Below are 25315 nucleotides of genomic sequence, written 5' to 3'. Positions count from 1 at the left end.
GTCATCGCCGCGGGCGCGACGCCGGCCTCAATGCTCCCAGCGCTGCGACCAGTCGATGTCCTCGGCCCGGGTGGTGCGCAGGATGTCGAGCGCACCTTCGAGAAACGCCGAGCGGTTCTCGCGCGAATAGACCAGGTACACCGGGTAGGAGAACTCCGGCGCGTCGGCCACGTGCTGCAGCTGGCCCGAGGCGATGTAGCGATCCACCACCCGGGTGCGGAAGTAGCCCCGGCCGCCGAACTGGAGCAGATACTGCAGCGCCAGCGGCCCCAGGTTGAAGTGCAGCGCCGCCTTGGCCAGGTGCGGCAGCGCGATGTCGTGCTGGTGGCGGAATTCCGGCCCCCAGTCGACATACACGTAGGGCTCCGGGTGCTGCGTCGCGCCGACCTGCACCAGCTTTTCCTCCAGCAATTGCTCGACCTGGATGCCGGGGCGGTAGACCGGCTGATACACCAGCGCCGCGTCGAGTTCGCCGTTGGCCACCTTGAGCTGCAGCGCATCGCCCTCGCCGGCCTCGACCCGGATCGCCTGCGACGGCGCGTGCTCGCGCAGGCGCGCCGCCCAGGTGAACAGCATCGGGTTGCACAGGCTGACCTCGCCGCCGAAGGAGAACAGGGTGTCATGGCCGTCGGGCAGGGGCAGATCCCGCCGTGCCGCCTCCCACGCCTGCAGCAGCTTGGCCGCATGGCCGAGGAAGCGCTCGCCGTTGGCGGTCATGGCGGCGCCATGGCGGCTGCGCACGAACAGGGCACAGCCCAGCAGGCCCTCGAGGCTCTGGATGCGGGCGGTCACCGTGGTCTGGGTCACGTGCAGCTGCTCGGCCGCCGCCACGAAGCTGCCGCAACGCACCACCTCGATGAAAGTCTTCGCCAGCGTGATGTCCATGTCGTGCCTGTTCGCCTCCGCTCGATGTATCGGATTCTTCGATATTTCGCCTCAAGGGAATTCATTTTACGCGGCAGGCGCGGCCACCTACGATGCGGCCTCCCGCAATCCTTCCGCGTCAGCCGGCCGCACGAGCCGGCACACGCTCCCCAACGCATTGAGCTCCCTCAGACGACGATATCACTTACGACACCTCGCACCGCGCCCGCTCACCCGCCCACTGCTCGCAGGACTCCTCCCGGCCGCCTGGCCGGTGCCGTCCGGCACGCGCTGGCGCATCTGCATGGGCGCATGCCTGGGTATCCTGTTCGCCGGCCTCGTCACCGCGCATCTGGTCGCGACGCAGGAGGCGTGGCTGGTCGCCCCCCTGGGCGCCAGCGCGGTCCTGGTGTTCGCGGTCCCGTCCAGTCCGCTGTCCCAGCCGTGGTCGGTGGTGGTGGGCAACACCGTGTCGGCCCTGGTCGGCATCGCCTGTGTCGCCCTCATCCCTGATCGCATCGGCGGCGCCGCCATCGCCGTGGCGCTGGCCATCGCCGTGATGATGGCCACCCGCAGCCTGCACCCGCCCGGCGGCGCCACCGCCTTGCTCGCGGTGCTGAGCCAGGCCCATTCGCCGGCGTTCGCGCTGCATCCGGTGGCGCTCAATTCGGCGCTGCTGGTCATCGCCGGAATGGCCTTCCATCGCCTCGGCGGACACCACTATCCGCATCGCGCCCCGCCGCCGCGTGCGCCGCGACGCTTCGACGCCGCCGACATCGACGAGGCGCTGCGTCGGCACGACGAGCTGCTCGACGTGAGCCGCGAAGACATCGAAAGCCTGCTCGAGGAAGCCGAGACCGCCGCCTACCGACGCACCCTCGGCGCCCTGCGCTGTGGCGATCTCATGGCCCGGCCGGTACTGCAGGTCACCCGCAGCACGCCGGTCGCCGCCGCCCACCAGCTCATGCGCAAGCACGCCATCAAGGCCCTGCCGGTGACCGGCCCCGGCCAGCAGGTGGTCGGCATCCTCACCGCGTGGGACGTGCTCGAACATCTGGCCACCCGCCAGGCCGGCCGCCACGCCGTGGTCGGCGCGCTCATGAGCACGCCGGTGGCCACCGCCTCGGCCGACCAGCCGGTGGTCGAGCTGGCGCGCCTCATCGCCGAAGGCGCCAACCACCACATTCCCATCCTCGATGCCCATCGGCGCCTCGTCGGCATCCTCACCCAGTCCGACCTGATACGCGCCTTGCACCACGCCGTTCACGCCAGCCACTCCACGGAAGCGTCATGAAACCCGAGCACCCCCCGGTCATCCCGATCACGCCCCTCTACACCAAGCGCAAGAAGATCCATCCGCGCACCATCCATGGGCTGTTCCAGCGCTGGCGCTGGGTCTTCGTCTGGCTCACCCAGCTGGTTTTCTACGGCCTGCCCTGGCTGCCCTGGAACGGTCGCCAGGCGGTGCTGTTCGACCTCGACGCCCGCCGCTTCTACGTGTTCGACTTCGTGCTCTGGCCCCAGGACACCATCTATCTGGCCGCCATCCTGGTGCTCTCCGCGCTCGCCCTGTTCCTGTTCACCGCCGTGGCCGGGCGCCTGTGGTGTGGCTACACCTGCCCGCAGACGGTGTACACCGAAATCTTCCTGTGGATCGAGGCGCGCATCGAAGGCGACCGCAACAAGCGCCTCAAGCTCGACGCCGCCCCGTGGAGCGCGCGCAAGCTCCGGCTCAAGACCACCAAGCACCTGCTGTGGTTCGCCATCGCCGCGTGGACCGGTTTCACCTTCGTGGGCTACTTCACCCCCATCCACCAGCTCGGTGCCTCGCTGGTGCACGGCACGCTCGGTGGCTGGGAGATCTTCTGGGTCGTCTTCTACGCCTTCGCCACCTACGGCAACGCCGGCTTCATGCGCGAACAGATGTGCAAGTACATCTGCCCCTACGCCCAGTTCCAGACCGTGATGTTCGACTCCGACACCATGATCGTGGCCTACGACGAGCAGCGCGGCGAAGCGCGCGGCGGCCGATCGAAAAAGACCAACCCCGCCGACGCCGGCCTGGGCGACTGCGTCGACTGCGGCATCTGCGTGCAGGTCTGTCCCACCGGCATCGACATCCGCGACGGACTGCAGATGGAATGCATCGGCTGCGCCGCCTGCATCGACGCCTGCGACCAGGTCATGGACAAGATGAGCTACCCGCGCGGGCTCATCCGCTACTCGAGCGAGAACGCCCTCGCCGGCGGCGCCAGCCCGCTGCGCCAGGCGCTGCGCCCGCGCGTGCTCGTCTACACCGCCGTCTTCCTCACCCTCACCTTCGGCCTGGTGTGGTCGCTCGCCACCCGCGTCCCCCTCAAGATCGACCTGCAGCGCGACCGCAACACCCTGGCCCGCGAGGTCGCCGGTGGCCAGATCGAAAACGTCTTCCAGCTCGAGATCATCAACGCCACCGAGGCGCCGCACCGCTACCGGCTCAGCATCACCGGCCCCACCGGCGTCCACCTGGCCGAGCCCTACACGCCCGACGTGGACAGCGCCTCGCGCGCCGCATCGGTGATCCGCGTCCGGGTGCCCGTCGACTCGGCGCCGAGCGGTGCCCAGCCCCTCCGGTTCACGGTCACCGACGTCGACAATCCGGCGGTGACGGTGACCGAGCAGAGCAAGTTCTGGATGCCGTGAGCGCCGTCGGCGCCGATGGCCCGGCGTGATCCCTGGACGGCCAAGGCGTGCCGTCCAGGACCGGATTGACTCCCGGGGGGCTTCCCCGAACCGCCGTTCATGCGTCACGATGGCCGTATCTGAACGGCAGGCAAGCGCTTGCGCCTGCCTCGTCACCGCCCCGAGGCCGCCCCGAACCCATGAAACGCCGCCGCAACAGTCCGCTCGTGGACGCGCTTTTCCGCCTCGGCCGCACAGCCACCCGGGCGGCCGGCAAGAGCGCACGCCACACCAGCCGCCTCGCCACCGACACCCTCGCCGCCCATGCCGGCGCGGCGGCCAAAAGCACCCGCGAGGCCCTTGCCGCCGTCGCCTCGCCGGCACCACCCCCCAAGGCACCCGAGGGCGGCGGGCGCTGGCTCGAAGGGCGCTGGGGGCTCGGCCCGCTCGCCATGCGCCGTTACCGGCTCTACCTGCCCCCCGGCGCCGGCAGGCGCCGACCCGCGCCGCTGCTGCTGTTCCTGCACGGCTGCCAGCAGGACAGCGCCAGCTTTGCCGCCTGCACCCGCATCACACGCTTCGCCCGTGACACGGGGCTCGCCGTCCTGATGCCCGAGCAGGCGCAGGAAGCCAACCCGCAGCGCTGCTGGAACTGGTTCGGGCACGAACCGGTCGTCGCGCTGGAGGCGCAGCTCATCATGAGCATCGTCGACCACGTGAGCCACACCGAGCCGGTGCGCGCCGACGCCCTGTTTGCCATGGGCCTGTCGGCCGGCGGCGCCATGGCGATGAGCCTGGCCCTGCGCCACCCGACGCGCTTCCTCGCCGTGGCCAGCCATTCCGGCGCCGTCGCCACCAGCGCCCGCACCTTGCGGCAGGCCGGCCAGGCGCTGCGCGGCCGGCGCGAGCCGGATGTCGAAGCCATCCATCGCCAGCTGGGCGCTCATCCCGCCCCGCCGCTGCTGCTCATCCAGGGCGACCGGGACCCCGTCGTCGCCCCCGGCAACGCCGAATCGGCCGCCGCGCTGTGGCTCGCCCTGAGCGAGGACACCGACGCCGTGCGCGCCCTGCCCCCGCGCGAACGCACCCGCGGCGCGCGCTACCCACTCACGCGGCTCGACTGGGAAAAGAACGGCGAGCCCTACCTGCAGCTGATCTCGATCCATGGCCTCGGCCACGCCTGGAGCGGTGGCGCGCCGGGGCGAACCTACGCGGACCCTGCGGGACCGGACGCCCTGCGCCTGGCGTGGGCCTGGTTCGCGCCGCGGCTTCGGCAGGTATCGTCAGCACAAGCGCAGCCAGCGCAAAAGCCCACCGACCCGCCCAGTACCGCATGAGCGGACGCCCGGGCGCCTCACGCCATGGCCGGCCCGGTGGCTCAACGAGCAGACGCCTCGCTCGGGCGGCGAAGCATCGGTGAGGCGTCGACGACCCGGCGGTCGTAGGGATGCGTCTGGCGTCGAAACCACGCCGTGATGCGCGCCACGTAGGCACGCGTTTCCGGATACGGCGGCACGCCCCGGTAACGCTCGACGGCCCCCTCCCCGGCGTTGTAGGCCGCCGCCACGAGGCGCACATCGCCCTCGAAATACGCCAGCAACCAGCGCAGATAAGCCAGCCCGCCGGCCACGTTCTGGCGCATGTCGCGCGCGTCGTCCACATGGAACCGTTCCGCCGTGCCCGGCATCAGCTGCATGACGCCCACCGCGTTGCGCGGCGATGTGGCATCCGGATCGAAGCGCGACTCGACCGACGCAAAGGCCAGCGCCAGCTGCGGATCGATGCCGTAACCGGGCGCCAGTTCGAGCACCACGTCGGCCACCTCGCGACGCATCGGCGGCAAACCGGCCAGGATCCGGCCACCCGCCTCGGCCGACCGCGCTGCCGCCAGACCCCGGCAGGACGGCAATCGCCCCTTGCCCGGACCGGTGAAGCGCAGCATGCGACGGGCCTGCGCATGCCCCTTCTTCGCCGCCCGCGCAAACAGCGTCCCCGCCATGTCGTCGTCACGCGCCACGCCGCGCCCGTTGGCATACATCCACCCGAGCGCATACATGGCCTCCGCACTCCCCAGGCGGACCGCCCGGCAATAGAAGCTGGCCGCCAGCAACGGATCGCGCTCCACCCCCTCGCCGTTTTCGTAGGCGACCCCTTTGGCCAGCAGCCGCGCCGCAGCCGAAGGCCCGGCATGCACGGGCATGGACGAAAACATCGCCACCGATGCAACAACAAGCCCCCGCAGGACGGCCACCGGCCTCATCGGGAACAGCCCGCCACGACCAGTCGCCATGGCCCCCGCCCCATCGGGGTTTCACCGCCCGGAGGACCGTTTCTGGCCTTGCCGTGAACACCGCGTATCACGCCACCCTCCCCTCGTTTGCGAGCGTCATGCCGCCGTCTTTTCAACGTAGTTGAAACCCACCGACATGTCAGCCCGTACCCCGGTGACAGAGCATCCGCTGCGCGACTGTCAGGGTTCCGAAAGGTGGCCGGGGCGACCCTGAACACACGGCCGCGAATCACAGCCGCGCCGGACAACGGCAGCGATTCACGGCAACACCCCGGACACCGGTCCACAGACCCCAGCGGAGCCCGTCATGAACATCTCCACCGTCACCGCCGCCATCTCACCCGCAGCAACCACCCCCATGCGCTCAGCCGCCACGGAAAAAACGGAAAGCCGCGAACCCGACGGCGACCGCGACGACACCACCGTTCAATCCCGATCATCCACGCAACCAACACCCAATCTGCTCGGCCAGCCGGTCGGCACGATCATCAATACCCAGGCCTGATTCAACCCCTCGGCCCCCGACCCGCATTGTCAGGGCCGGGCAATGGAATTGACCATTGACCTGCTCCCCCGTAGCCATACCACCGATTTGGAAGTAAGGTCCGTTCAACTGGAGCAGGACGGACATGAGAAAGAGTCGATTCACCGATCAGCGGATTATCGGATTTCTGAAGCAGGCTGCTAACTGTCACATCCCCCCCAAAGTTGCTGTAGGTGGCACGCTTGCCGAGCGAATCGTTGGCTACCACGGTAATGACGCCAGGACAGTTGGCCGGGTAAAAGTCGGCGTTCACGCTTTTGTTACCCGCCGCCGCTACCACAGTGATTCCATCAAGCACGGCCTGTTGGATAGCGGCTTTTAGCGCTGGAGGGCATGCCCCTCTGCCAGAAACACTCATATTAAGGACGCTGGCCTTTGTCGAGCTTTTTCCCGCACCGAACACATCGCGCCCAGATGGCCAAGTGATCGCGTCCGCCGCATCAGGGACCTCGCCGCCACACTCGCCCAAAGCGCGCATCGGCATCAGCTTTGCCGCGCTATCCACCCCGTGTATGCCGATAGCGTTGTCTGCAGTTGCACCAATAATTCCCGTCACGTGCGTGCCATGCCAACTGCTGTTCGTGACTTTGCAACCGAACAGAACGCCAGCGGAGGCGCTCTCAAACACAGTGACCCAGTCCCCCTGGTCACTCGGATCGTTGTCGCGACCGTCACCGTCGGCTGCGACTTCTGATCGTGTAATCATGTCGTACCCGGGCAGAACGCGTGATGGATCAATGTCTTCGTGGCTTGCGATCCCCGTGTCGATGACAGCGACGACAACATCGGACGAGCCTGTGGCAATGTTCCAGGCCTTTGCGATGTTTGCTGCGCCGGGCCCAGCCTGAAAGCTCCACTGTTCGGCCGCGCGCGCGTCGGACATGGGATACAGCCGCCCATCCACGCCAGCTGACTCGATATCTGGGTGCGTCGCGAGCTTTTCAGCGATGGCCTCAGCATCCTTCTGCGTCATGTAGTGGTCCATTCGAATGCGCTGCCAGTCGTCCGCCCCTCCAAGGACCCAAAAGCGCAGCTTCACCCCGGTCAGAACGCTCAGCTCGTCGAGTAGCTTCTGAGAGAGTCCTGCGCGCGGACGCGGTTCCTTGCCGGGCTTCAACTTGATCGTGAAAGAGTCCACGTTCGGAGCGTGCTCGTACATCCAGTTGATGTACTCTTCTTGCGTCTCGAACTTGGGCATCTCGGCGGGATCAGTATCCCCAGCGAACACCGGTACAGAAGCGGCGACAAGCAGGCAAAACATTAGCTGGGCGACGATTCGTGCGGTCACGGCAGGGCTCCGAGAATGGAAGGTTTGAGCGCGAACGGCGGCTCAATTAATGACAAAAGGGAATGCCATTCGGGAAACATTTCTACTGGGTGTCACGGCGATAGTCCTTTTCTGAATCGCTCCGGATTCTCAAGTAAATCGCCCCGGGTATTGCGGAGGCTGTCTTGTTTGAGTCAGGCCGCTTGTGCCTGCTCACCCAGTGACTGGTAGTAGTTTGCCTCAGCTTCGGCCGGGGGGATATTCCCGATGGGCTCAAGCAATCGTTTCTCGTTGAACCACGAGACCGACTTGAGCGTTGCCAGCTCGAGCGCCTCGACGCTCTTCCACGGCCCCTGCCTGTAGATCAGTTCGGCCTTGTACAGCGCATTGATGCTCTCGGCCAGGTCGTTGTCGTAGCTGTCGCCAACGCTGCCCACGGACGGTTCGATCCAGGCTTCGAGCAGCCTCTCGCTGTACTTGATGGACACGTACTGCGAGCCCCTGTCCGAGTGATGAATGAGGGCGTCGCGTTGTGGCTTGCGCGCCCACAGGGCTTGTTCCAAGGCATCGAGGACAAACTGCGTGTGCATGCTGCGACTGACCCGCCAGCCCACGATCCGCCGGGCAAAGACGTCGGTAACGAAGGCCACGAACACGAAACCTTGCCATGTCGATACGTAGGTGAAGTCCGAGACCCACAACTGATCAGGGCGCTGCGCGATGAACTGGCGATTGACCCGGTCGAGCGGGCAAGGTGCTGCGGTGTCGCCGCGCGTGGTGCGAATCGTCTTGCCGCGCATGGCGCCACGCAAACCACGCTCACGCATGAGTCGCTCCACTGTACAGCGCGCCAGCACGATGCCTTCGCGCTTCAATTGCCGCCACACCTTGCGTGCCCCATAGACCTGGTAGTTGTCCTGCCAGACCCGCTCGATGTGTCCGCCCATCAATTCGTCGCGCAGCGCCCGGGCGCTGCGAAGCGATGGATCGCGCCTGCGAGCCGCATGGCGCCGGTACGCCGACGGAGCAACCTGCATCGCCTTGCAGATCGGCTCGACCCCGAGGCGCTCGCGGTTGGTGTCGATGAACGCGTTGATCATTTCCTGCGGCGGTCAAGCTCCGCCTGGGCGAAAAACGCGCTGGCAAGGCGCAGGATCTCGTTGGCCTGCTTGAGCTCACGCACTTCGCAGTCCATCAGCTTCGATGAAGCGCGGTGTCGAATCGAAAACGGAGGAGAAGATGAATTAAACCGAGGCTTGTATTTCGGGGGGAAGCCCTTGTAGTGCTAGGTGAGGGGCCGCCGGAGCGGCGAAGCCGCGTAGGGAACCGAGAAGCGCAGCTTCTCGGCGGTCCCTCTCGACCGGCGGGTTAGCCGTCTGCGACCGGCAGCAGGGCCTATGTCTCAAGATATTGAAGCTCCTTAGTGACAATTGCCAATATCTCTGTCTCGGCAAGCTGAACTTCTTCCATTTCAGTGCAAATTACTTCTAGCGTGACGTCTTTGAAGCAGGCGATGAAATGCCTATCGCGGTCGAACAGCGAATCGCTATGCTGCGGATGGACTCTGTTGGAGATTTTGACTTCGTCGATCCAAGGGGAATTCGTGACTTCGTAGAGGCCGTAAAAGCCAAGGCCATGCTTGAACAGGGGATGGCCGCCACGGACTTCATCGTTTGGATGTCCATACTTGACAACGGCAAAGCCGAAGCGAATCGCTTCAACCGTCGGGCCGTTCTTCTCCAAGAAAAGGTAGAGGTCGCTTTGTGTAGCAAGCACAAAGTTCTCGTATATGAACGGGTACTGCTTCTTGAGCGCAACCTCTTTGATAACGGGAGTGAGTGCCATGGAGATTTGGACGGCTAACGTTGTAAATCACCGGACGCAGGCGAGCGCAGCTTGCCGAAGGTCCGGTGGATTGGAATGTTGGGCGGCAAGCTTAGGCGCGCCATACGCTAAGTCGCATGATATTGAACGCGACGAAGGAGCCTATGTTTTCACCTCCATTGACATCGATAGGAAGAGGAATGTGCGGCCCACCACAGTCAGCAAGCAAACCGTCATCGGGGTTGCTGCCCGCTACGAGCTTGCCATAGGCGCGGTAAGACCAGATTCCTGTGGGTTCGAGTCTTTGCTGTTGTTGTGGATTGCCACTGAACACTGCTAGCCAGTCAGTTGGCGTGCCGTCATCGAAGAGGCACGTGAAGCGCGCTTCAAAGACTGCACCGACCTTCGGATAGGGCTGGTTTGATGTTCCATAGCCGAGGCAATCCATAACCGTAACTTCGATGCCGCCGATTTCAATTACGGCGGCACCACCTTCATCGTCTTCAACGCTGATTAGTCGCGCATTCATGGTGACGCCCAACGCCTAATTAAGGGGCGCGCCGCTCGCGGCGCGTCCAAGCGAGCGTAGCGAGTACCTTGAATTAATTGTTAGAGGTTGCGTCGCCATGTGTTGCTGCTGCTTCAAGCTGCTGATAGTGCGCTTGCTCCATGAGCACAATCTTTACACTTCCGAACCCCCGGATTAGAACCCAATGAACAGTTGCCCAATAAATCAGTACTGAAAATATGAAATACAACGCCCATGATGAAAAATAAATGTAAGGAGTTGGCGCAGGTAAAAATGTACTAACAACCCACCCCATGGCAAAGGTGAACAGAAACCCGAAAACGATTGTGATTAGCAACATTCTCCACGCCATCGCCCACGCAAGGCCAAAAGACGCCGATTTTTGATGAGTAATTTCGTTTGGTAAAGCCATATTTCCTCTAACGTCTGACACAACCGGTGCTGCGCGGCTTCATCGCGCAGCGTCCGTGTTGATGGATGGGCTAGCCCCTTGGGGAAACAGAGCTTGCGAATTGACATGAAAACCCATGATTTGCCATGTTTCGCCACTCCTACGAAGAACGACCTTAATTTGCGCGGAGCCTGCCTCGAATTTTGCATTTACCACATAGTCACCCCACGTGCCGTTGAATTGGCTGCCAGGGAAAACACCTGTGCCGACTTGCCCAATGGGCTTTTCGAGCTTTTCCAATTTCCCCAACGAAGATAGCCACGAGAATAGCTTGGGAAGTTGCTCAACGCCGGGCTGAGCTAGCAACTCAGGAGCCGCACGCTTCTTCAACTCTTCGGAGTTCCATTTCTCAACCACCAGCGGGATGTTTGCCTCGATATAGGAAACAGCATCTTTGTCGAGAGCCAGCCCCTTTGGAATAATGATCGCCGCCGCAACCGCAATGACGATAAGAATGGCAAGGAAAATGCCGCCGAGCACTTTGAGGAGTTTGTTCATGGTCTTAAGGGGCCAACGATAAGTAGACGTCCTAAACGATGCAAAACATTCCGTCACTATGTCTATGACATGATTCACAGACCAAAAAAATGTATTGATATTCCATGCACTCTTCCGATTTAGTACATCCTAAACCATGACATCAAAAGCGTCGTCGCCGCGACTCCTGGATCTGGTGCGGGAGCGAATCCGGGTCAAGCACTACAGCATCCGCACCGAACAGGCTTATGTGGATTGGATTAAACGCTACATCTACTTTCATGACAAGCGCCATCCGAAGAATCTGGGATGCGGGGACATCGAAGCATTTTTGACTGCCCTTGCAGTGCGTGGCCGAGTGTCGGCCTCGACGCAGAATCAAGCACGAGCTGCCTTGCTGTTTCTCTATCGCGAAGTCCTTGGTGTTGAACTGCCCTTTCTCGCCAATGTCATCCAAGCCAAGGCGTCAAGACGTCTCCCCGTGGTACTGACCCGGATCGAGACACAACGGATTCCGGTTTGCATGGACGGTAGCCATGCCCTCATCACCGGCTTGCTTTATGGCTCAGGGCTGCGGTTGATGGAAGCGCTCCGATTGCGGGTGAAGGATTGCGATTTCGAACGTGGCGAAGTTCTGGTCCGGGACGGCAAGGGCGCAAAGGATCGGATCACCATGTTGCCCGGACGCCTGAACACGCCTTTGCAGGATCACCTGAGCAAGGTCTTTGAATTGCATCGGGCCGATCTTGCCAATGGACACGGGCGCGTCTACCTGCCCTATGCACTGGCGCAAAAGTACCCGAATGCGCCGACAGAATGGAGCTGGCAGTATGTTTTTCCGGCGCGCAATCTGAGCACCGATCCACGCTCGGGCGAGCTCCGTCGGCACCATGTGTCCGAACAAGCCGTTCAACGGGCGTTCAAGCAGGCGGTTCGCGATGCCGGCATTCACAAGCCCGCCACACCGCACACCTTGCGCCATTCCTTCGCCACCAATCTGCTGGAATCGGGCTACGACATCCGGACGGTACAGGAGTTGCTCGGCCACTCGAATGTGAAAACCACCATGATCTACACTCATGTGCTGAACAAGGGCGGACGTGGGGTGAAGAGCCCGCTGGACGCCATGCAATAGACGCAGTCCATCGGCAAAAGGCGGCACCCGCCCGGGTGCCGCCTTTTGCGTTGCGCTTGGGCCGGAGGGTTGTCAGGCCGTGGCGGCTTTCGAGAACACGATCTTCCCGCCGGCCGCATCGACCCGGATCACGTCCTTGGCGCCGAACTCGCCTTCCAGGATCGCCTTGGCCATGGGGTTCTCGATGCGCTCCTGGATCGCCCGCTTGAGCGGCCGCGCGCCGAACACCGGGTCGAAGCCGGCTTCGGCCACGTTGGCCAGTGCCGCGTCGGTGATCTCCAGGCCCATCTCCAGCCGCGCCAGGCGCTTCTCCAGGTACTTGAGCTGGATGCGGGCGATGTGGGCGATGTTCTTTTCGTCCAGGCTGTGGAAGACCACCACCTCGTCGATGCGGTTGATGAACTCGGGGCGGAAGTAGGTCTTCACCTCGGCCATCACGGCCAGCTTGATGACGCCGTAGTCGTCGCCGGCCATCTGCTGGATCATCTGGCTGCCCAGGTTGGAGGTCATGACGATCACGGTGTTCTTGAAGTCCACCGTGCGGCCCTGGCCGTCGGTCATGCGTCCGTCGTCGAGCACCTGCAGGAGCACGTTGAACACGTCCGGATGCGCCTTTTCGACCTCGTCGAGCAGGATCACCGAGTAGGGTTTGCGGCGCACCTGCTCGGTGAGGTAGCCGCCCTCCTCGTAGCCCACATAGCCCGGCGGCGCGCCGATGAGGCGGGCGACCGAATGCTTCTCCATGAACTCGCTCATGTCGATGCGGATGAGGTGATCTTCGCTGTCGAACAGGAACTCGGCCAGGGTCTTGCACAGCTCGGTCTTGCCGACGCCGGTGGGGCCGAGGAAGAGGAAGGAGCCGTAGGGGCGGTTCTCGTCCGAGAGGCCGGCGCGCGAGCGGCGGATGGCGTCGGAGACGAGGCGCACGGCTTCGTCCTGGCCGATCACGCGTTCGTGCAGTTTGTCTTCCATCTTGAGCAGCTTGTCGCGCTCGCCCTGCATCATCTTGGAGACCGGAATGCCGGTGGCGCGGGACACCACTTCGGCGATCTCCTCGGTGCCCACCTGGGTGCGCAGCAGCTTGTTGGGCGTATCCGTCTCGCCATGTTGCTCGGCTTCCTTGAGCTGTGCTTCGAGCTGCGGCAGCTTGCCGTATTGCAGCTCGGCCAGTTGCTCGTACTTGCCCTGGCGCTGCAGCTCGGCCATCTGGGCGCGCAGTGCGTCGATGGCTTCCTTGATGTGGGCCGAGCCATGGGCGCGGGCCTTTTCGGCCTTCCAGATTTCCTCGAGGTCGTTGTATTCGCGCTGCAGGCTTTCCAGTTCGGCCTCGATGAGGCCGAGGCGCTTCTGCGAGGCTTCGTCCTTTTCCTTCTTGACGGCCTCGCGCTCGATCTTGAGCTGGATCATGCGGCGGTCGAGCTTGTCCATCACCTCGGGCTTGGAGTCGATCTCCATCTTGATGCGCGAGGCGGCCTCGTCGATGAGGTCGATGGCCTTGTCGGGCAGGAAGCGGTCGGTGATGTAGCGGTGGCTCAACTCGGCCGCGGCGACGATGGCCGGGTCGGTGATGTCCACGCCGTGGTGGATCTCGTACTTCTCCTGCAGGCCGCGCAGGATGGCAATGGTGCTCTCCACGCTGGGCTCGTCCACCAGCACTTTCTGGAAGCGGCGCTCGAGCGCGGCGTCCTTTTCGATGTACTTGCGGTATTCGTCCAGCGTGGTGGCGCCGATGCAGTGCAGCTCGCCGCGCGCCAGTGCCGGCTTGAGCATGTTGCCCGCGTCCATGGCGCCCTCGGCCTTGCCGGCGCCGACCATGGTGTGGATCTCGTCGATGAACAGGATGATGCGCCCTTCGTCCTGGGCGATTTCCTTGAGCACGGCCTTGAGGCGCTCCTCGAACTCGCCGCGGTACTTGGCGCCGGCCAGCAAGGCGGCCATGTCCAGGGACAGCACCTTCTTGTCCTTGAGCGTTTCGGGCACCTCGCCATTGACGATACGCTGCGCCAGGCCCTCGACGATGGCGGTCTTGCCCACGCCGGGTTCGCCGATCAGCACCGGGTTGTTCTTGGTGCGGCGCTGGAGGATCTGCACCGCGCGGCGGATTTCGTCGTCGCGGCCGATGACCGGGTCGAGCTTGCCCTGGCGCGCACGGTCGGTCAGGTCGAGGGTGTATTTGCCCAGCGCCTCGCGCTGACCCTCGGCCTCCTGCGAGCCCACGTTCTGCCCGCCACGCACGGCCGCGATGGCCTGCTCCAGCGGTGCCTTGGCGAGGCCGTGCTCCTTGAGCAGGCGGCTCGTCTCGCCCTTGTCGTCGGCCAGGGCCACCAAAAACATCTCGCTCGCGATGAAGGTGTCGCCCGCCTTTTGCGCGGCCTTGTCGGTGAGATTGAGCAGGTTGCCCAGATCGCGCCCCACCTGCACCTCGCCGCCATGCCCTTCCACCTTCGGCAAGCGATCGATCGACTGCTGCAGCGCGTTGCGCAGCGGCGCCACGTTCACCCCCGCACGCTGCAGCAGCGAGACGGTGGACCCGTCGTCCTGGTTGAGCATGGCGAGCAGCAGATGCTGCGGTTCGATGAACTGCTGGTCGTTGCCCACGGCGATGCTCTGTGCATCGGACAGGGCTTGCTGAAACTTGGTGGTCAGTTTGTCGAAACGCATGACGGGCATCCTCCAATGAGCGGTTGTCACGCAGTTGGGGGCAGGTCACGTCATTTCAAGCAAGGCGATGCAAATGGGAAGGCATTGTGTTGCTGCAATGCAACAAACACCCGTTTGAAATATGGTCTTTATGATCTGGCTCAATATTTTCCGATTTACCAATGTGTTACCGTGACGATCGTTGCATCAAAGTTGGCATACCGAACGGCGATCTGCTTCACCGCAGCAGTGGCGACGCAAGATTCCCGAATCCAAAGAGCGAGCGGAGGAACCACATGAGCAAGCAAACCGAACAATTCAACGAACTGCAGCGCAAGAACATCGAGGCCGCCATGCGCCTGGCCGAGATGTCCATCGAGAATTCGCAGCGCATCATGGAACTGCAGATCTCCACGGCCAAGGCCCTGTTCGAAGACGGCGTCAACAACGCCAAGGCCCTGAGCGGCGTGAAGGATCCGCAGGACATGCTCCGCCTCCGCACCGAGTATGCCCAGGCGACCACCGAGCGCATGCTCGCCTGCGCCCGCGAGATCGCCGAAGTGGCGGCTCAGTCGCAGTCCGAAGTCGGCAAGATGGTGAGCGAGTCCCTGACCTCCGGCGGCCAGGACGTGTTCGAAACCTTCAACAAGATGTTCGCCGGCATGCCGATCACCGACCAGAACGCCATGGGCGCCATCCAGACCGCCATGGACACGGCCCGCAGCGCTTTCGAGCAGATGACCAAGGCGTCGACCGACGCCATGCAGGCCTTTACCAACATGGGCGCGGCTGCGGCCAAACGCACCACGACCCGTCGCAAGTAAGCCCGACGCGCTCTACCCCGCGCATGACGAAGGCGCCCCTCGGGGCGCCTTTTTCGTTGCTGCGATGCGCGCGTGAATCCGGCCCTGCGTCAGCGCCGCATCTCCACATCCTCCCAGCGCGCGGCGGCCGCATCGTCGGTGTCGCGGGCGTCGACCCAGCGCGTGCCGTCGACGGTGGTCTCCTTCTTCCAGAACGGCGCGCGGGTCTTGAGGTAGTCCATGATGAACTCGCACGCGGCGAAGGCATCGCCCCGGTGCGCGGAGGCCACGCCCACATAGACGATCTGGTCACCCGGCTTGAGCGCACCGACCCGGTGGATGACGGTGACGCCGAGCACCTGCCAGCGCCGTTCGGCCTGCTCGACGATCTCGCCCAGCGACTGCTCGGTCATGCCCGGGTAGTGCTCCAGGGTCATTTCCTCGACGCCGTCGCTCGCCCCGCGCACCAGCCCGGTGAAGGTGGCGACCGCGCCCACGTCGGTGCGCCCGGCGCCCAGCGCGCGGGTCAGCGCGCCCCCATCGAAATCCGCTTCCTGCACCTTGATCGTACGCATCTCAGCCTCCGGTCACCGGCGGGAAGAAGGCCACTTCGTCGCCCCCCTGCACCGCCGCGTCGTCACCCACCATGGCATGGTTCACCGCGGCGCGCACGTTGTGCCCCGGCGCCAGGCGGGCCCAGGTTTCGCCACGGGCGGCCAGGTGGGCGCGAAGGGCGCCGACCGTGTCCACCCCGGCGGGCAGTTCCAGCGTTTCGTCCGCCTGCCCGAGGGCTTCGCGCAGGCTCGCAAAATAGCGCAGCTCGATACTCATCACATCAGTCCATCAGATCGGAAAAGGCATGGTACGGCACCATCTCGCCGCGGCGGATGGGCACTTCGGGTGCCACTTCAGCGAGCCCGTCGGCCCAGCTGGTGGAGGTGAGCACACCGGAGCCCTGGTTGGGGAACAGGTCGAGCCCGCCCTCGGCGTTGACGCGCACGCGCAGGAACTCGCGCCGGCGGATCGGCTTGAGCCAGTCGAAATCGGCCCGCAGCTGCAGTGGCCTGGGCAGCACCTCGGCCACCCCCTGGCAGCGCAGCAGGAAGGGGCGCACCAGCAGCAGGAAGGTCACGAAGGTGGACACCGGGTTGCCCGGCAGGCCGATGAAGGCGGCCTCGCCGACCGACCCATAGGCCAGCGGCTTGCCCGGCTTGATGGCGATGTTCCACAGGTCGAGCGAGCCTTCCGCTTCGACCGCCGGTTTCACATGGTCCTCTTCGCCCACCGACACGCCGCCGGAGGTGATGATCACGTCGTGCCCCTGGGCCGCGCTGCGCAGCGCGGCGCGGGTGTCCTCGAGCGTGTCGCGCACGATGCCCAGGTCGGTCACCTCGCAGCCCATGCGCGTGAGCAGCGCATTGAGCACGAAGCGGTTGGAGTTGTAGATGGCGCCCTCGTGCAGCGGCTCGCCCGGCATCACCAGCTCGTCGCCAGTGAAGAAGATGGCCACCTTGAGACGGCGATGCACCGACACCGCGGGCACGCCGACCGAGGCGGCCAGCCCGCTCTCCTGCGCCCGCAGGCGGGTGCCGGCGGCGAGGATCTCGGCGCCGTCGCGGATGTCCTCGCCGAGCAAGCGGATCCATTCGCCGGGACGCGGCACCTGGTTGATGATCACGTCGTCGCCGTCGCGCTCGGTGAGCTCCTGCATCACGATGGCGTCGGCGCCCTCGGGAACCGGGGCGCCGGTGAAGATGCGCGCCGCGGTGCCCGGCTCGAGCGCATGGCCCACCGAACCGGCGGGAATGCGCTGGGCGACCCGCAGGCGGGTGCCGGTGGCGGTGACGTCGGCGCAGCGCACGGCGTAGCCGTCCATGGAGGAATTGTCCATCGGCGGCACATTGAGCCCGGAGCGCACCGGTTCGGCGAGCACGCGGCCGGCGGCGGTCAGGGTGCCGACCAGCTCGGTGCCGGTCACCGGACGGGCACGCGCGAGCAGCGTGTCGCGCGCTTCGGTAAAACTGAGCAGACTCATGGGGTGAATGCCTTCATGTCGTAATCGAGAATGAACCGGGCGATGGCCCTGGGGTCGTTCAGGTCGAGCGTGGGCAACGGGGTGTCGATCGGCGCGTCGGTCGCCACCGCGACCACATGCGGGTTCTCCTGCCACAGCGGCGTCTTGCCGCTGGCCGGCCGATGCACCTCGACCTTGGGCACCGGCGCCGCCTTGAAGCCCTCGATGAGCACCAGGTCCACATCGGACATGATGCTCAGCTGCGCCTCGAGCGTGGGCTCGGGGGCGCCGCGCAACTCGTGCATCAGCACCCAGCGGTCGGAGGAGAGGATCAGCACCTCCTCGGCACCGGCCTCGCGATGGCGCCACGAGTCCTTGCCCGGGCGATCGAGGTCGAAACGGTGGTGGGTGTGCTTGATGACCGAGACGGTCAAGCCCCCCTCGCGCAACACGGGAATGAGCTGCTCGATGAGCGTGGTCTTGCCCGAGCCGGAAAAACCGGCAATGCCGAATACCTTCAACGCGAAACGCCCTTACGGTCCTGTAGATGACCAAGGATACCGCGAAGCGCACCGGATGCGTCTTGAGGCCGGGCAAAAAAAGGCGGCGCCGAAGGGGCGCCGCAAACCTCGAATCGAGGGAGGGTTCGGTGGCGACGCGCAAGCGCCGCCTTGGGCCTCAGCGGGCGGGTGCGCCGGCGGCGCTGCGCCCGTGGGCATCGCCGGCCTGCACATCGGCGGTGGCGTCGGCGAGGATGCTCAGGTCGCCCTGCTCGCGCTTGCCGATGTGATGGCCGCGTTCGATGAGGAAGTACAGCACCAGCCCGATCACCACCGCATAGACGGTGGACTTGGGATCGGGCATCGCCAGGGTCACCGCGACGATGCCGGCGACGCCGCGCTCGGTGGAGTTCTTCAGCTCCTCCATGCCGACCATGATGCAGATGTAGGCGGTGAGCACCAGGGTCAGCGACAGCGCGATGGGCAGCACCGGCTTGAAGATGCTCACCAGGGGCAGCAGGAACAGGGCGATGAAGCCGGTGATCCAGAAGGTGCCGCCGCCGCTGAAGATCGAATCCATGGCCTTGCGACCCAGCGCGTAGCGCTCGGCGACGGTGGCGTGCGCGGCGGTCCACAGCGGCCCGGCCAGGCCCGGCCACGGCGCGAGGAAGGCGTGTAGCGCGTTGCGGATGGCGGTGACCAGATGCACGCGGGTGACGCTGTCGTCGATCTGCTCGTCCTTGCGCAGGTGGTCGACCCGCTTGACCAGGGTGAAGCCGACCACGATGTCGCCGAAGGCGATCACGTAGGCGATGATGGCGGTGGGGATGGCGAGCATGAAGGTGCTGGCGTCGGGCATGCCGGTGCTGAACACCAGGTACTGCCACATGAGCGCGAAGTCGGGCTTGGTGATGCCCCACTGGACCTCCGGCAGCGCGTATTCGCCCACGGCCCAGCCGACCAGCATGGCCAGCACCATGCCCGGCACCATGCCGAAGTTGGAGATGCGCTTGGCCAGGGTGTTGGTCTCGAGGATGCGCTTGAACGACAGCGAGAACAGCACGTAGGCGCAGACGACGGAGCCGATGATGAGCGACACCGGGGTGTTGTCGATGCGCCCGCCGGCCTTGAGCTCGCCCATCATGGCAGCGATGCCGGCGCCGATGATGATGCCCGACTTGAGCGAATTGGGAATGACCGTCACCAGTTTGTTGCCCAGGCCGGTGATGCCAAGCACGAGGAAGATCAGGGTCACCTCGATCTGCAGCGCGAACATGGCCTTGATGGCCTCGGGCCCGGGCTCGAACCCCTGCAGGAACAGGAGCACGACCGGAATGGCCGGCGTGATCCAGCCCGGCACCAGCGGCACCCCGAGCAGGGCCGGCAGCATGTAGCCGACACCGGCGACCACGCAGAAGGCGAGCGCCGCCTCATAGGGCATGCCCAGGTATTTCTGCAGCAGCGGAATCATGGCCAGGCCGACCACGAACATGATGAGCCCCTGCACCATCTCCGGGTACTCCCAGCGATAGTGGATGAAGGGCAGGCGAAGCTTGAATGGCCCCAGCGGCCAGTGGGGCTGCTCGCCCCCGGGTTGTCTCGTCAATGCCACGTCTTTCTCCTCTGGTTTGGTGCCTGTTCGGCGGTTTGTCGGGCGACCTGCGGTCGCCCTGCTTGTTTCTGTGGCGGGCGGACATCGCCGCCGACCGCGCGCACGCAGGCCGCGCCCCGGGCCCGTCGGCCCGGCGCGGTACCCGGACGTGCCGGGGCGGTCTTACATGTTCGGGTAGTTCGGCCCGCCCGCCCCTTCGGGGACGGTCCAGTCGATGTTCTGCGTCGGATCCTTGATGTCGCAGGTCTTGCAGTGCAGGCAGTTCTGGGCGTTGATCTGCAGCCGCGCGCCCGCCTCCTCGCGCACGACCTCGTACACCCCGGCCGGGCAGTAGCGCTGCTCGGGTGCGTCGTACAGGGCCAGGTTGGTCGCGATCGGCACCGAAGCGTCCTTGAGGCGCAGATGGCAGGGCTGGTCTTCCTCGTGGTTGGTCGCCGAGATGAACACCGAGGCGAGCCGGTCGAAGCTGATCACGCCGTCCGGCTTGGGGTAATGGATGGGCGCGCACTCGGACGCCTTGCGCAGCGCCGTGTGGTCGGCGTGGTTCTTCAGCGTCCACGGCGCCCGGCCGCGCAGCAGCCAGGTGTCGATCGCCGAATAGGCCATGCCACCCCACAGCCCCCAGCGGAACGACGGGCGCACGTTGCGCACCCGGTACAGCTCGTCCCACAGCCAGCTGGCCTTGAGGCGCTCCGGGTAGGCGGTGACCTCCGCCCCCTGCCCGCCATCCCCACTCAGGTGCGCGTGCAGGGCCTCGGCCGCCTCGATGCCGGACTTCATCGCCATGTGGGTGCCCTTGATCTTGGGCACGTTGAGGAAGCCGGCGGTGTCGCCCACCAGCAGCCCCCCGGGGAAGGTGAGTTTCGGCAGCGACTGGAAGCCGCCCTCGTTGAGGGCGCGGGCACCGTAGGAGATGCGCCGCCCGCCTTCGAGGTGTGCACGGATCTCGGGGTGATGCTTGAAGCGCTGGAATTCCTCGTAGGGCGACAGATGGGGGTTGGTGTAGTCCAGCCCGACCACGAAGCCGATCGACACCAGGTTCTCGCCCCAGTGATAGAGGAAGGAGCCGCCGTAGGTGTCGCTGGCCAGCGGCCAGCCGACGGTGTGCACGGTCAGGCCCGGCCGGTGTCGGGCCGGGTCGATCTCCCACAGCTCCTTGATGCCCAGGCCGTAGGTCTGCGGATCGGCCTCGCGACGCAGGTCGAAGCGCGCGAACAGCCCCTGGGTGAGCGAACCGCGACAGCCTTCGGAGAACACGGTCTGGCGCGCCAGCAGCTCGATGCCACGCTGGTGGTTGGGGCCGGGCGTGCCGTCGCGGGTGAGGCCCATGTCGCCGGTGGCGACGCCACGCACCGCACCGGTGTCGTCGTAGAGCACTTCGGCGGCGGCGAAGCCGGGGTAGATCTCGACCCCCAGCGCCTCGGCCTGCTCGGCGAGCCAGCGGCACAGGTTGCCGAGGCTGGCGATGTGGTTGCCCGCGTTGTGCATCTGCGGCGGCGTCGGCAGGCGGCGCGCCTTGCCTTCGGTGAGGAACAGGAAGCGATCCTCGGTGACCGGGGTGTCCAGGGGGGCGCCCTTGTCCTTCCAGTCGGGGATCAGCTCGTCGAGCGCACGTGGCTCGATCACCGCGCCGGAGAGGATGTGGGCACCGATCTCGGAACCCTTCTCCACCAGGCACACCGACAGCGCGTCGCCGGCCAGCTGCTTGAGGCGGATCGCGGTGGACAGCCCCGAGGGGCCGCCGCCGACGATCACCACGTCGTATTCCATCGATTCGCGGCTCATGGCGAAACTCCCGTCAGCCGATGGCCGCGCTGCTCTTGGCCTGCTCGCGCAGGACAAACTTCTGGATCTTGCCGGTGGAGGTCTTGGGCAGCACGCAGAACTCGATGTGCTTGGGCACCTTGTAGCGCGCCAGATGGGCACGGCAGTGCGCGATGATGTCGGCGGCCGTCACGTCAGCGCCCTCCTTCACCTCGATGTAGGCCGCCGGCACCTCGCCCCACTTGTCGTCGGGCCGGGCCACTACCGCCGCGGTGAGCACCGCCGGATGCCGGTACAGCGCCTCTTCCACCTCCAGCGAGGAGATGTTCTCGCCGCCGGAGATGATCACGTCCTTGGAGCGGTCCTTGATCTTCACGTAGCCGTCCGGATGCAGCACCGCCAGATCGCCGGTGTGGAACCAGCCGCCGGCGAAGGCTTCGGTCGAGGCCCTCTCGTTCTTGAGGTAGCCCTTCATGACGATGTTGCCGCGGAACATGATCTCGCCCATGGTCTCGCCATCGGCGGGCACCTCGGTCATGGTGAGCGGATCCATCACGGTGATGGCTTCCTGCATGTGGTAGCGCACGCCCTGGCGGCCGTTGCGCTCGGCGCGCTGGTCGATGGGCAGGCGGTCCCACTCGGGGTGCTTGGCGCACACCGAGGCCGGGCCGTAGGTTTCGGTCAGGCCATACACATGGGTGATGTCGAAGCCCATGCGCTCGGCGCCTTCGATGATGGCGGCCGGTGGCGCGGCACCGGCGATGAGGCCGCTCACGGTGTGCTCGATGCCCTCGCGCAGCGGCTCGGGCGCGTTGATGAGCATGCCGTACACGATGGGCGCGCCGCACATGTGGGTCACCTTGTGGCGGCGGATCAGCTCGAAGATGAGCGCCGGGTCCACCTTGCGCAGACACACGTTGATGCCCGCGTTGGCCGCCATGGTCCAGGGAAAGCACCAGCCGTTGCAGTGGAACATGGGCAGCGTCCACAGATAGACCGCGTGCTGCGGCATGCCCCAGCTGATGATGTTGGAGGCCGCGTTCAGGTAGGCGCCGCGGTGATGATAGACCACCCCTTTCGGGTTGCCGGTGGTGCCGGAGGTGTAGTTGAGCGCGATGGCGTCCCACTCGTCCGCCGGGCTCTGCCAGGCGAAATCGGCCTTGCCGTCGGCGATGAACGCCTCGTATTCGATCTCGCCGAGCCGGTCGGTGCCCGGGTACTCCGGATCGAGGGCGTCGATCACCAGCGGTTTCGGCCCGTCGAGCAACTCGAGCGCCTGGCCGATCACGCCGGCGAATTCCGGATCGGTGATCAGCACCTTCGCTTCGCCATGGCCGAGCATGAACGCGATGGCTTCCGCATCGAGGCGGGTGTTGAGGGTGTTGAGCACGGCGCCGATCATGGGCACGCCGAAATGGGCCTCGAACATGGCCGGCACGTTGGGCAGCATCACCGCCACGGTGTCGCCCTTGCCGATGCCGCGCGCCGCCAGGGCGCTGGCCAGGCGGCGGCAGCGATCGTAGGTTTCCGACCAGGTGAATCGGCGCGCGCCATGCACCACGCTGGTCCGCGCCGGGTAGACGCTGGCGGAACGTTCGATGAAGCTCAGCGGCGTGAGCGCCGCGTAGTTGGCGGCATTCTTCTCCAGCCCCTGGGTATAGGGATTGCCTGACATGTGTTACCCCCTCGATATGATGGTTGTCGTGGTATGGCGCCGGCGAGTCGGTCGCGCTCGCTCTTTTTGGCGAATGGCGGCAAGCGTGGCAAAACACCTTGTCGTGAATTTGCGCGAAATGTACTGAATGTTGTCCGCCCCCGACCCGGGCACGCCGAGGCGCTAGAATCGGAAGGATCGACCCGAGCCCCGACCCGACCATGCCCGAGCCCCTGCGCCAGGCCGCACCGACCCGCCCCGTGAGCGACCGCCGCTATCGCGAGATGGTCTCGGCCGCGCTCGACCACATCTCCGAAGGCGTCACCCTGTTCGACGCCGATCTGCGCCTGATCACCTGCAACCGGGCCTTCCTCGACCTGCTCGGTTTTCCCGACACCCTGGCCGCGCCCGGCACGCCCTTCGAGGCCTTCATCCGCTACAACGCCGAGCGCGGCGAGTACGGCCCCGGCGATGTGGACACCCTGGTCGCCCGGCGCGTCGCCGACGCCGGGGCCTTCCGCTCCCACGAGACACGCCGGCAGCGCCCCGACGGCACCTTGCTGCTGATCCGCGGCTTTCCGCTGCCGCACGCCGGCTTCATCACCCTGTATTCGGACATCACCGAAACCGAGCGCCAGCGCGCCCGCCACGACCGCCACCAGGCCGAGCTGGAGGCCCACATCGCCGAGCGCACCGAAGCGCTGACCGATGCCAACCGCGAGTTGCGCGAAGCGCTGGCGCGCAACCAGCGCATCTCGGCGGCGCTGCGCCACAGCGAATCGCGGCTGCGCCTGATCACCGACACCATCCCCGCCCACATCGCCTATTTCGACCGCACGCGGATCTATCGCTACGCCAACAAGCGCTACGCCGAATGGTTCGAGCTGAGCGTCGAGGCGATGACCGACCGCCCCATTCCCGAGGTCATCGGCACCGCGCTGGCCGAGTCGCTGGACCCGCACATCCGCGCGGCGCTGGCGGGCGCCGAGGTGACCTACGAATACAGCAAGCCGGGGCCGGACGGCAGCCGGGTGTTCGCCCGCAGCACCCTGCTGCCCGAGGTCTCGCCCGAGGGGGAGGTGATCGGCTGTTTCGTCCATTCGGTGGACATCACCGAACAACGGCGCACCCAGAACGCGCTCGTCCATGCGCAGAAGATGGAAGCCATCGGCCAGCTCACCGGCGGGCTCGCCCACGACTTCAACAACATGCTCACGGTGATCATGGGCAACCTCACCGGGCTGCGCGACGCGTGGCCCGACGAGCCCCGCATCGACGAATTCGCGCTGCCCGCCATGAGCGCGGCCGAAGGCGGCGCCGCCCTGATCCGGCGCCTGCTCACCTTCTCGCGCCAGCAATCGAACGAGCCGAGCGAGGTGGAGGTCAATGCGCTGGTGCTCGACATCGCCCGCCTGATCCGCCGCTCGGTGCCGCGCGCGATCCAGGTCAGCACCCGCTCCCAGGACGACGACCTGTTCACCCGCGCCGACCCGCATCAGCTCCAGAGCGCGGTGCTCAACCTGGCGCTCAACGCCCGCGATGCCATGCCCAACGGCGGGCGCATCGACATCGAGTGCTCGCTGCAAGCGCTCGAGGGCTCGACCGCCGACGACCTGGAGGTGCCGGCCGGCGACTATGTGCAGATCGCGGTCACCGACAACGGCACCGGCATGGACGGCAGCATCCTGGCGCGCGTGTTCGAGCCCTTCTTCACCACCAAGCGCTTCGGCCTCGGCAGCGGCCTGGGCCTGTCGATGGTGTATGGCTTCATCAAGCAGTCGCATGGCGCGGTGCGCATCCGCAGCCGTCAGGCGGTGGGCACCACGGTCGCCCTGCTGCTGCCGTATCTGGGCGACGCGCATCGGGCCGGGGCAGACGCCGGCGATGCCGCACACGCGCCCCTGGAAGGCGCGCTGGTGCTGCTGGTCGAGGATCAGGCCGAGGTGCGCAAGGTGGTGCGCAAGCAGCTGGCGGCGCTGGGCTGCCATGTGCTCGAAGCGGAAAGCGGGCACGAAGCGGCCGACATGATCGAGCGCGTCCCCGCCATCGGCGCGGTGCTCAGCGACGTGGTCATGCCCGGCGGCATGGACGGCCACGCGCTGGCGCGCTTCGTGCGCCGGCTGCGCCCCGAGCTGCCGCTGCTGCTCATGAGCGGCTACGGCGAACGCCAGCGCGGACGCCCCGACGACGACCTGCGCACCGCGGTGCTGGCCAAGCCCTTCGATCGCGCCCAGCTCGAAGAGGCGCTGCGCGGCGTGCTCGGCGCCAGCCGCGAAGGCAGATGAG

The 25315-nt window shown here is 65.7% G+C and carries 21 protein-coding genes, 1 pseudogene and 1 other annotated feature; of the genes and pseudogenes, 7 read left to right on the top strand and 15 right to left on the bottom strand.

Annotated elements, in window-relative coordinates:
* Positions 1-27 precede the first annotated feature (27 nt).
* Complete coding sequence (locus G3580_RS08460; RefSeq protein WP_173764837.1) at positions 28-885, bottom strand: LysR family transcriptional regulator; 858 nt, start codon at positions 883-885, stop codon at positions 28-30.
* Between G3580_RS08460 and G3580_RS08455 the strand changes: the two genes are divergently transcribed.
* From G3580_RS08455 to G3580_RS08445, 3 genes are all read left to right on the top strand, one after another.
* Complete coding sequence (locus G3580_RS08455; RefSeq protein ID WP_456093857.1) at positions 779-2158, top strand: HPP family protein; 1380 nt, start codon at positions 779-781, stop codon at positions 2156-2158. The genes G3580_RS08460 and G3580_RS08455 overlap by 107 nt on opposite strands.
* On the top strand, positions 2155-3546 hold the full coding sequence (gene ccoG, locus G3580_RS08450) for a cytochrome c oxidase accessory protein CcoG (protein ID WP_173764835.1): 1392 nt from the start codon (positions 2155-2157) through the stop codon (positions 3544-3546). The genes G3580_RS08455 and ccoG overlap by 4 nt, the downstream gene beginning before the upstream one ends.
* Before the next feature lie 179 nt (positions 3547-3725).
* Complete coding sequence (locus tag G3580_RS08445) at positions 3726-4862, top strand: extracellular catalytic domain type 1 short-chain-length polyhydroxyalkanoate depolymerase (RefSeq protein WP_173764834.1); 1137 nt, start codon at positions 3726-3728, stop codon at positions 4860-4862.
* A 41-nt stretch (positions 4863-4903) separates the two neighbouring features.
* On the opposite strand, the gene G3580_RS08440 is transcribed toward G3580_RS08445, so the two are convergent.
* Complete coding sequence (locus tag G3580_RS08440; protein WP_228720814.1) at positions 4904-5725, bottom strand: lytic transglycosylase domain-containing protein; 822 nt, start codon at positions 5723-5725, stop codon at positions 4904-4906.
* A 397-nt stretch (positions 5726-6122) separates the two neighbouring features.
* Between G3580_RS08440 and G3580_RS08435 the strand changes: the two genes are divergently transcribed.
* Positions 6123-6320, top strand: coding sequence for a hypothetical protein (locus tag G3580_RS08435; RefSeq protein WP_173764833.1), 198 nt, complete (start codon positions 6123-6125; stop codon positions 6318-6320).
* 1 nt (position 6321) lies between these two features.
* On the opposite strand, the gene G3580_RS08430 is transcribed toward G3580_RS08435, so the two are convergent.
* The 5 genes and pseudogenes from G3580_RS08430 to G3580_RS08405 all read right to left on the bottom strand — a co-directional run bounded on the left by G3580_RS08430 (position 6322) and on the right by G3580_RS08405 (position 10928).
* The gene (locus G3580_RS08430) at positions 6322-7647 is read right to left on the bottom strand and encodes a S8 family serine peptidase (RefSeq protein WP_173764832.1); all 1326 of its coding nucleotides are present in this window, start codon (positions 7645-7647) and stop codon (positions 6322-6324) included.
* A 173-nt stretch (positions 7648-7820) separates the two neighbouring features.
* Positions 7821-8827, bottom strand: a pseudogene (locus tag G3580_RS08425) (IS3 family transposase); the annotation flags it as partial.
* Positions 8649-8765 (bottom strand) — a sequence feature (AL1L pseudoknot). It overlaps the preceding pseudogene by 117 nt.
* Before the next feature lie 194 nt (positions 8828-9021).
* Entirely contained in the window at positions 9022-9471 is a 450-nt protein-coding gene (locus G3580_RS08420) for a hypothetical protein (RefSeq protein ID WP_173764831.1), read from the bottom strand.
* A 91-nt stretch (positions 9472-9562) separates the two neighbouring features.
* On the bottom strand, positions 9563-9979 hold the full coding sequence (locus G3580_RS08415; RefSeq protein WP_173764830.1) for a hypothetical protein: 417 nt from the start codon (positions 9977-9979) through the stop codon (positions 9563-9565).
* 451 nt (positions 9980-10430) lie between these two features.
* Positions 10431-10928 (bottom strand): hypothetical protein, encoded by a 498-nt coding sequence (locus tag G3580_RS08405; protein ID WP_173764828.1) that lies wholly within the window; start codon positions 10926-10928, stop codon positions 10431-10433.
* A gap of 136 nt (positions 10929-11064) precedes the next feature.
* Here G3580_RS08405 and G3580_RS08400 point away from each other — a divergent pair, with 136 nt between their 5' ends.
* On the top strand, positions 11065-12042 hold the full coding sequence (locus G3580_RS08400) for an integron integrase (RefSeq protein ID WP_173764827.1): 978 nt from the start codon (positions 11065-11067) through the stop codon (positions 12040-12042).
* Positions 12043-12114: 72 nt separating this feature from the next.
* On the opposite strand, the gene clpB is transcribed toward G3580_RS08400, so the two are convergent.
* Positions 12115-14703 (bottom strand): ATP-dependent chaperone ClpB, encoded by a 2589-nt coding sequence (clpB, locus tag G3580_RS08395; protein WP_173764826.1) that lies wholly within the window; start codon positions 14701-14703, stop codon positions 12115-12117.
* A 275-nt stretch (positions 14704-14978) separates the two neighbouring features.
* Here clpB and G3580_RS08390 point away from each other — a divergent pair, with 275 nt between their 5' ends.
* Positions 14979-15506: a phasin family protein gene (locus G3580_RS08390; RefSeq protein ID WP_173764825.1), complete on the top strand. Its 528-nt coding sequence runs from the start codon at positions 14979-14981 to the stop codon at positions 15504-15506.
* Positions 15507-15595: 89 nt separating this feature from the next.
* Here G3580_RS08390 and moaE read toward each other — a convergent pair whose 3' ends face one another.
* The 7 genes from moaE to G3580_RS08355 all read right to left on the bottom strand — a co-directional run bounded on the left by moaE (position 15596) and on the right by G3580_RS08355 (position 23050).
* Complete coding sequence (gene moaE, locus G3580_RS08385) at positions 15596-16060, bottom strand: molybdopterin synthase catalytic subunit MoaE (protein ID WP_173764824.1); 465 nt, start codon at positions 16058-16060, stop codon at positions 15596-15598.
* Position 16061: 1 nt separating this feature from the next.
* Positions 16062-16316 (bottom strand): molybdopterin converting factor subunit 1, encoded by a 255-nt coding sequence (moaD, locus tag G3580_RS08380; protein WP_173764823.1) that lies wholly within the window; start codon positions 16314-16316, stop codon positions 16062-16064.
* Between the two features lie 4 nt (positions 16317-16320).
* Entirely contained in the window at positions 16321-17520 is a 1200-nt protein-coding gene (locus tag G3580_RS08375; protein WP_173764822.1) for a molybdopterin molybdotransferase MoeA, read from the bottom strand.
* A complete protein-coding gene (gene mobB / locus G3580_RS08370; protein WP_173764821.1) occupies positions 17517-18020 on the bottom strand; it encodes a molybdopterin-guanine dinucleotide biosynthesis protein B in 504 nt (167 codons plus the stop codon). Before mobB ends, G3580_RS08375 begins: the two co-directional genes overlap by 4 nt.
* A gap of 157 nt (positions 18021-18177) precedes the next feature.
* Positions 18178-19611 carry a solute carrier family 23 protein gene (locus G3580_RS08365; RefSeq protein WP_173764820.1) on the bottom strand — a complete coding sequence of 478 codons (1434 nt, stop codon included), beginning with the start codon at positions 19609-19611 and terminating at the stop codon, positions 18178-18180.
* A gap of 162 nt (positions 19612-19773) precedes the next feature.
* Complete coding sequence (locus G3580_RS08360) at positions 19774-21396, bottom strand: electron transfer flavoprotein-ubiquinone oxidoreductase (RefSeq protein ID WP_173764819.1); 1623 nt, start codon at positions 21394-21396, stop codon at positions 19774-19776.
* Positions 21397-21409: 13 nt separating this feature from the next.
* Positions 21410-23050 carry an acyl-CoA synthetase gene (locus G3580_RS08355; RefSeq protein WP_173764818.1) on the bottom strand — a complete coding sequence of 547 codons (1641 nt, stop codon included), beginning with the start codon at positions 23048-23050 and terminating at the stop codon, positions 21410-21412.
* A 200-nt stretch (positions 23051-23250) separates the two neighbouring features.
* Between G3580_RS08355 and G3580_RS08350 the strand changes: the two genes are divergently transcribed.
* On the top strand, positions 23251-25314 hold the full coding sequence (locus G3580_RS08350) for a PAS-domain containing protein (RefSeq protein WP_228720813.1): 2064 nt from the start codon (positions 23251-23253) through the stop codon (positions 25312-25314).
* Position 25315: the final 1 nt, after the last annotated feature.

Source organism: Nitrogeniibacter mangrovi (assembly GCF_010983895.1).
GTDB lineage: Bacteria > Pseudomonadota > Gammaproteobacteria > Burkholderiales > Rhodocyclaceae > Nitrogeniibacter > Nitrogeniibacter mangrovi.
The sequence above is the reverse complement of the archived record's forward strand: the minus strand, read 5'-3'. Positions and strand labels throughout refer to the sequence as shown.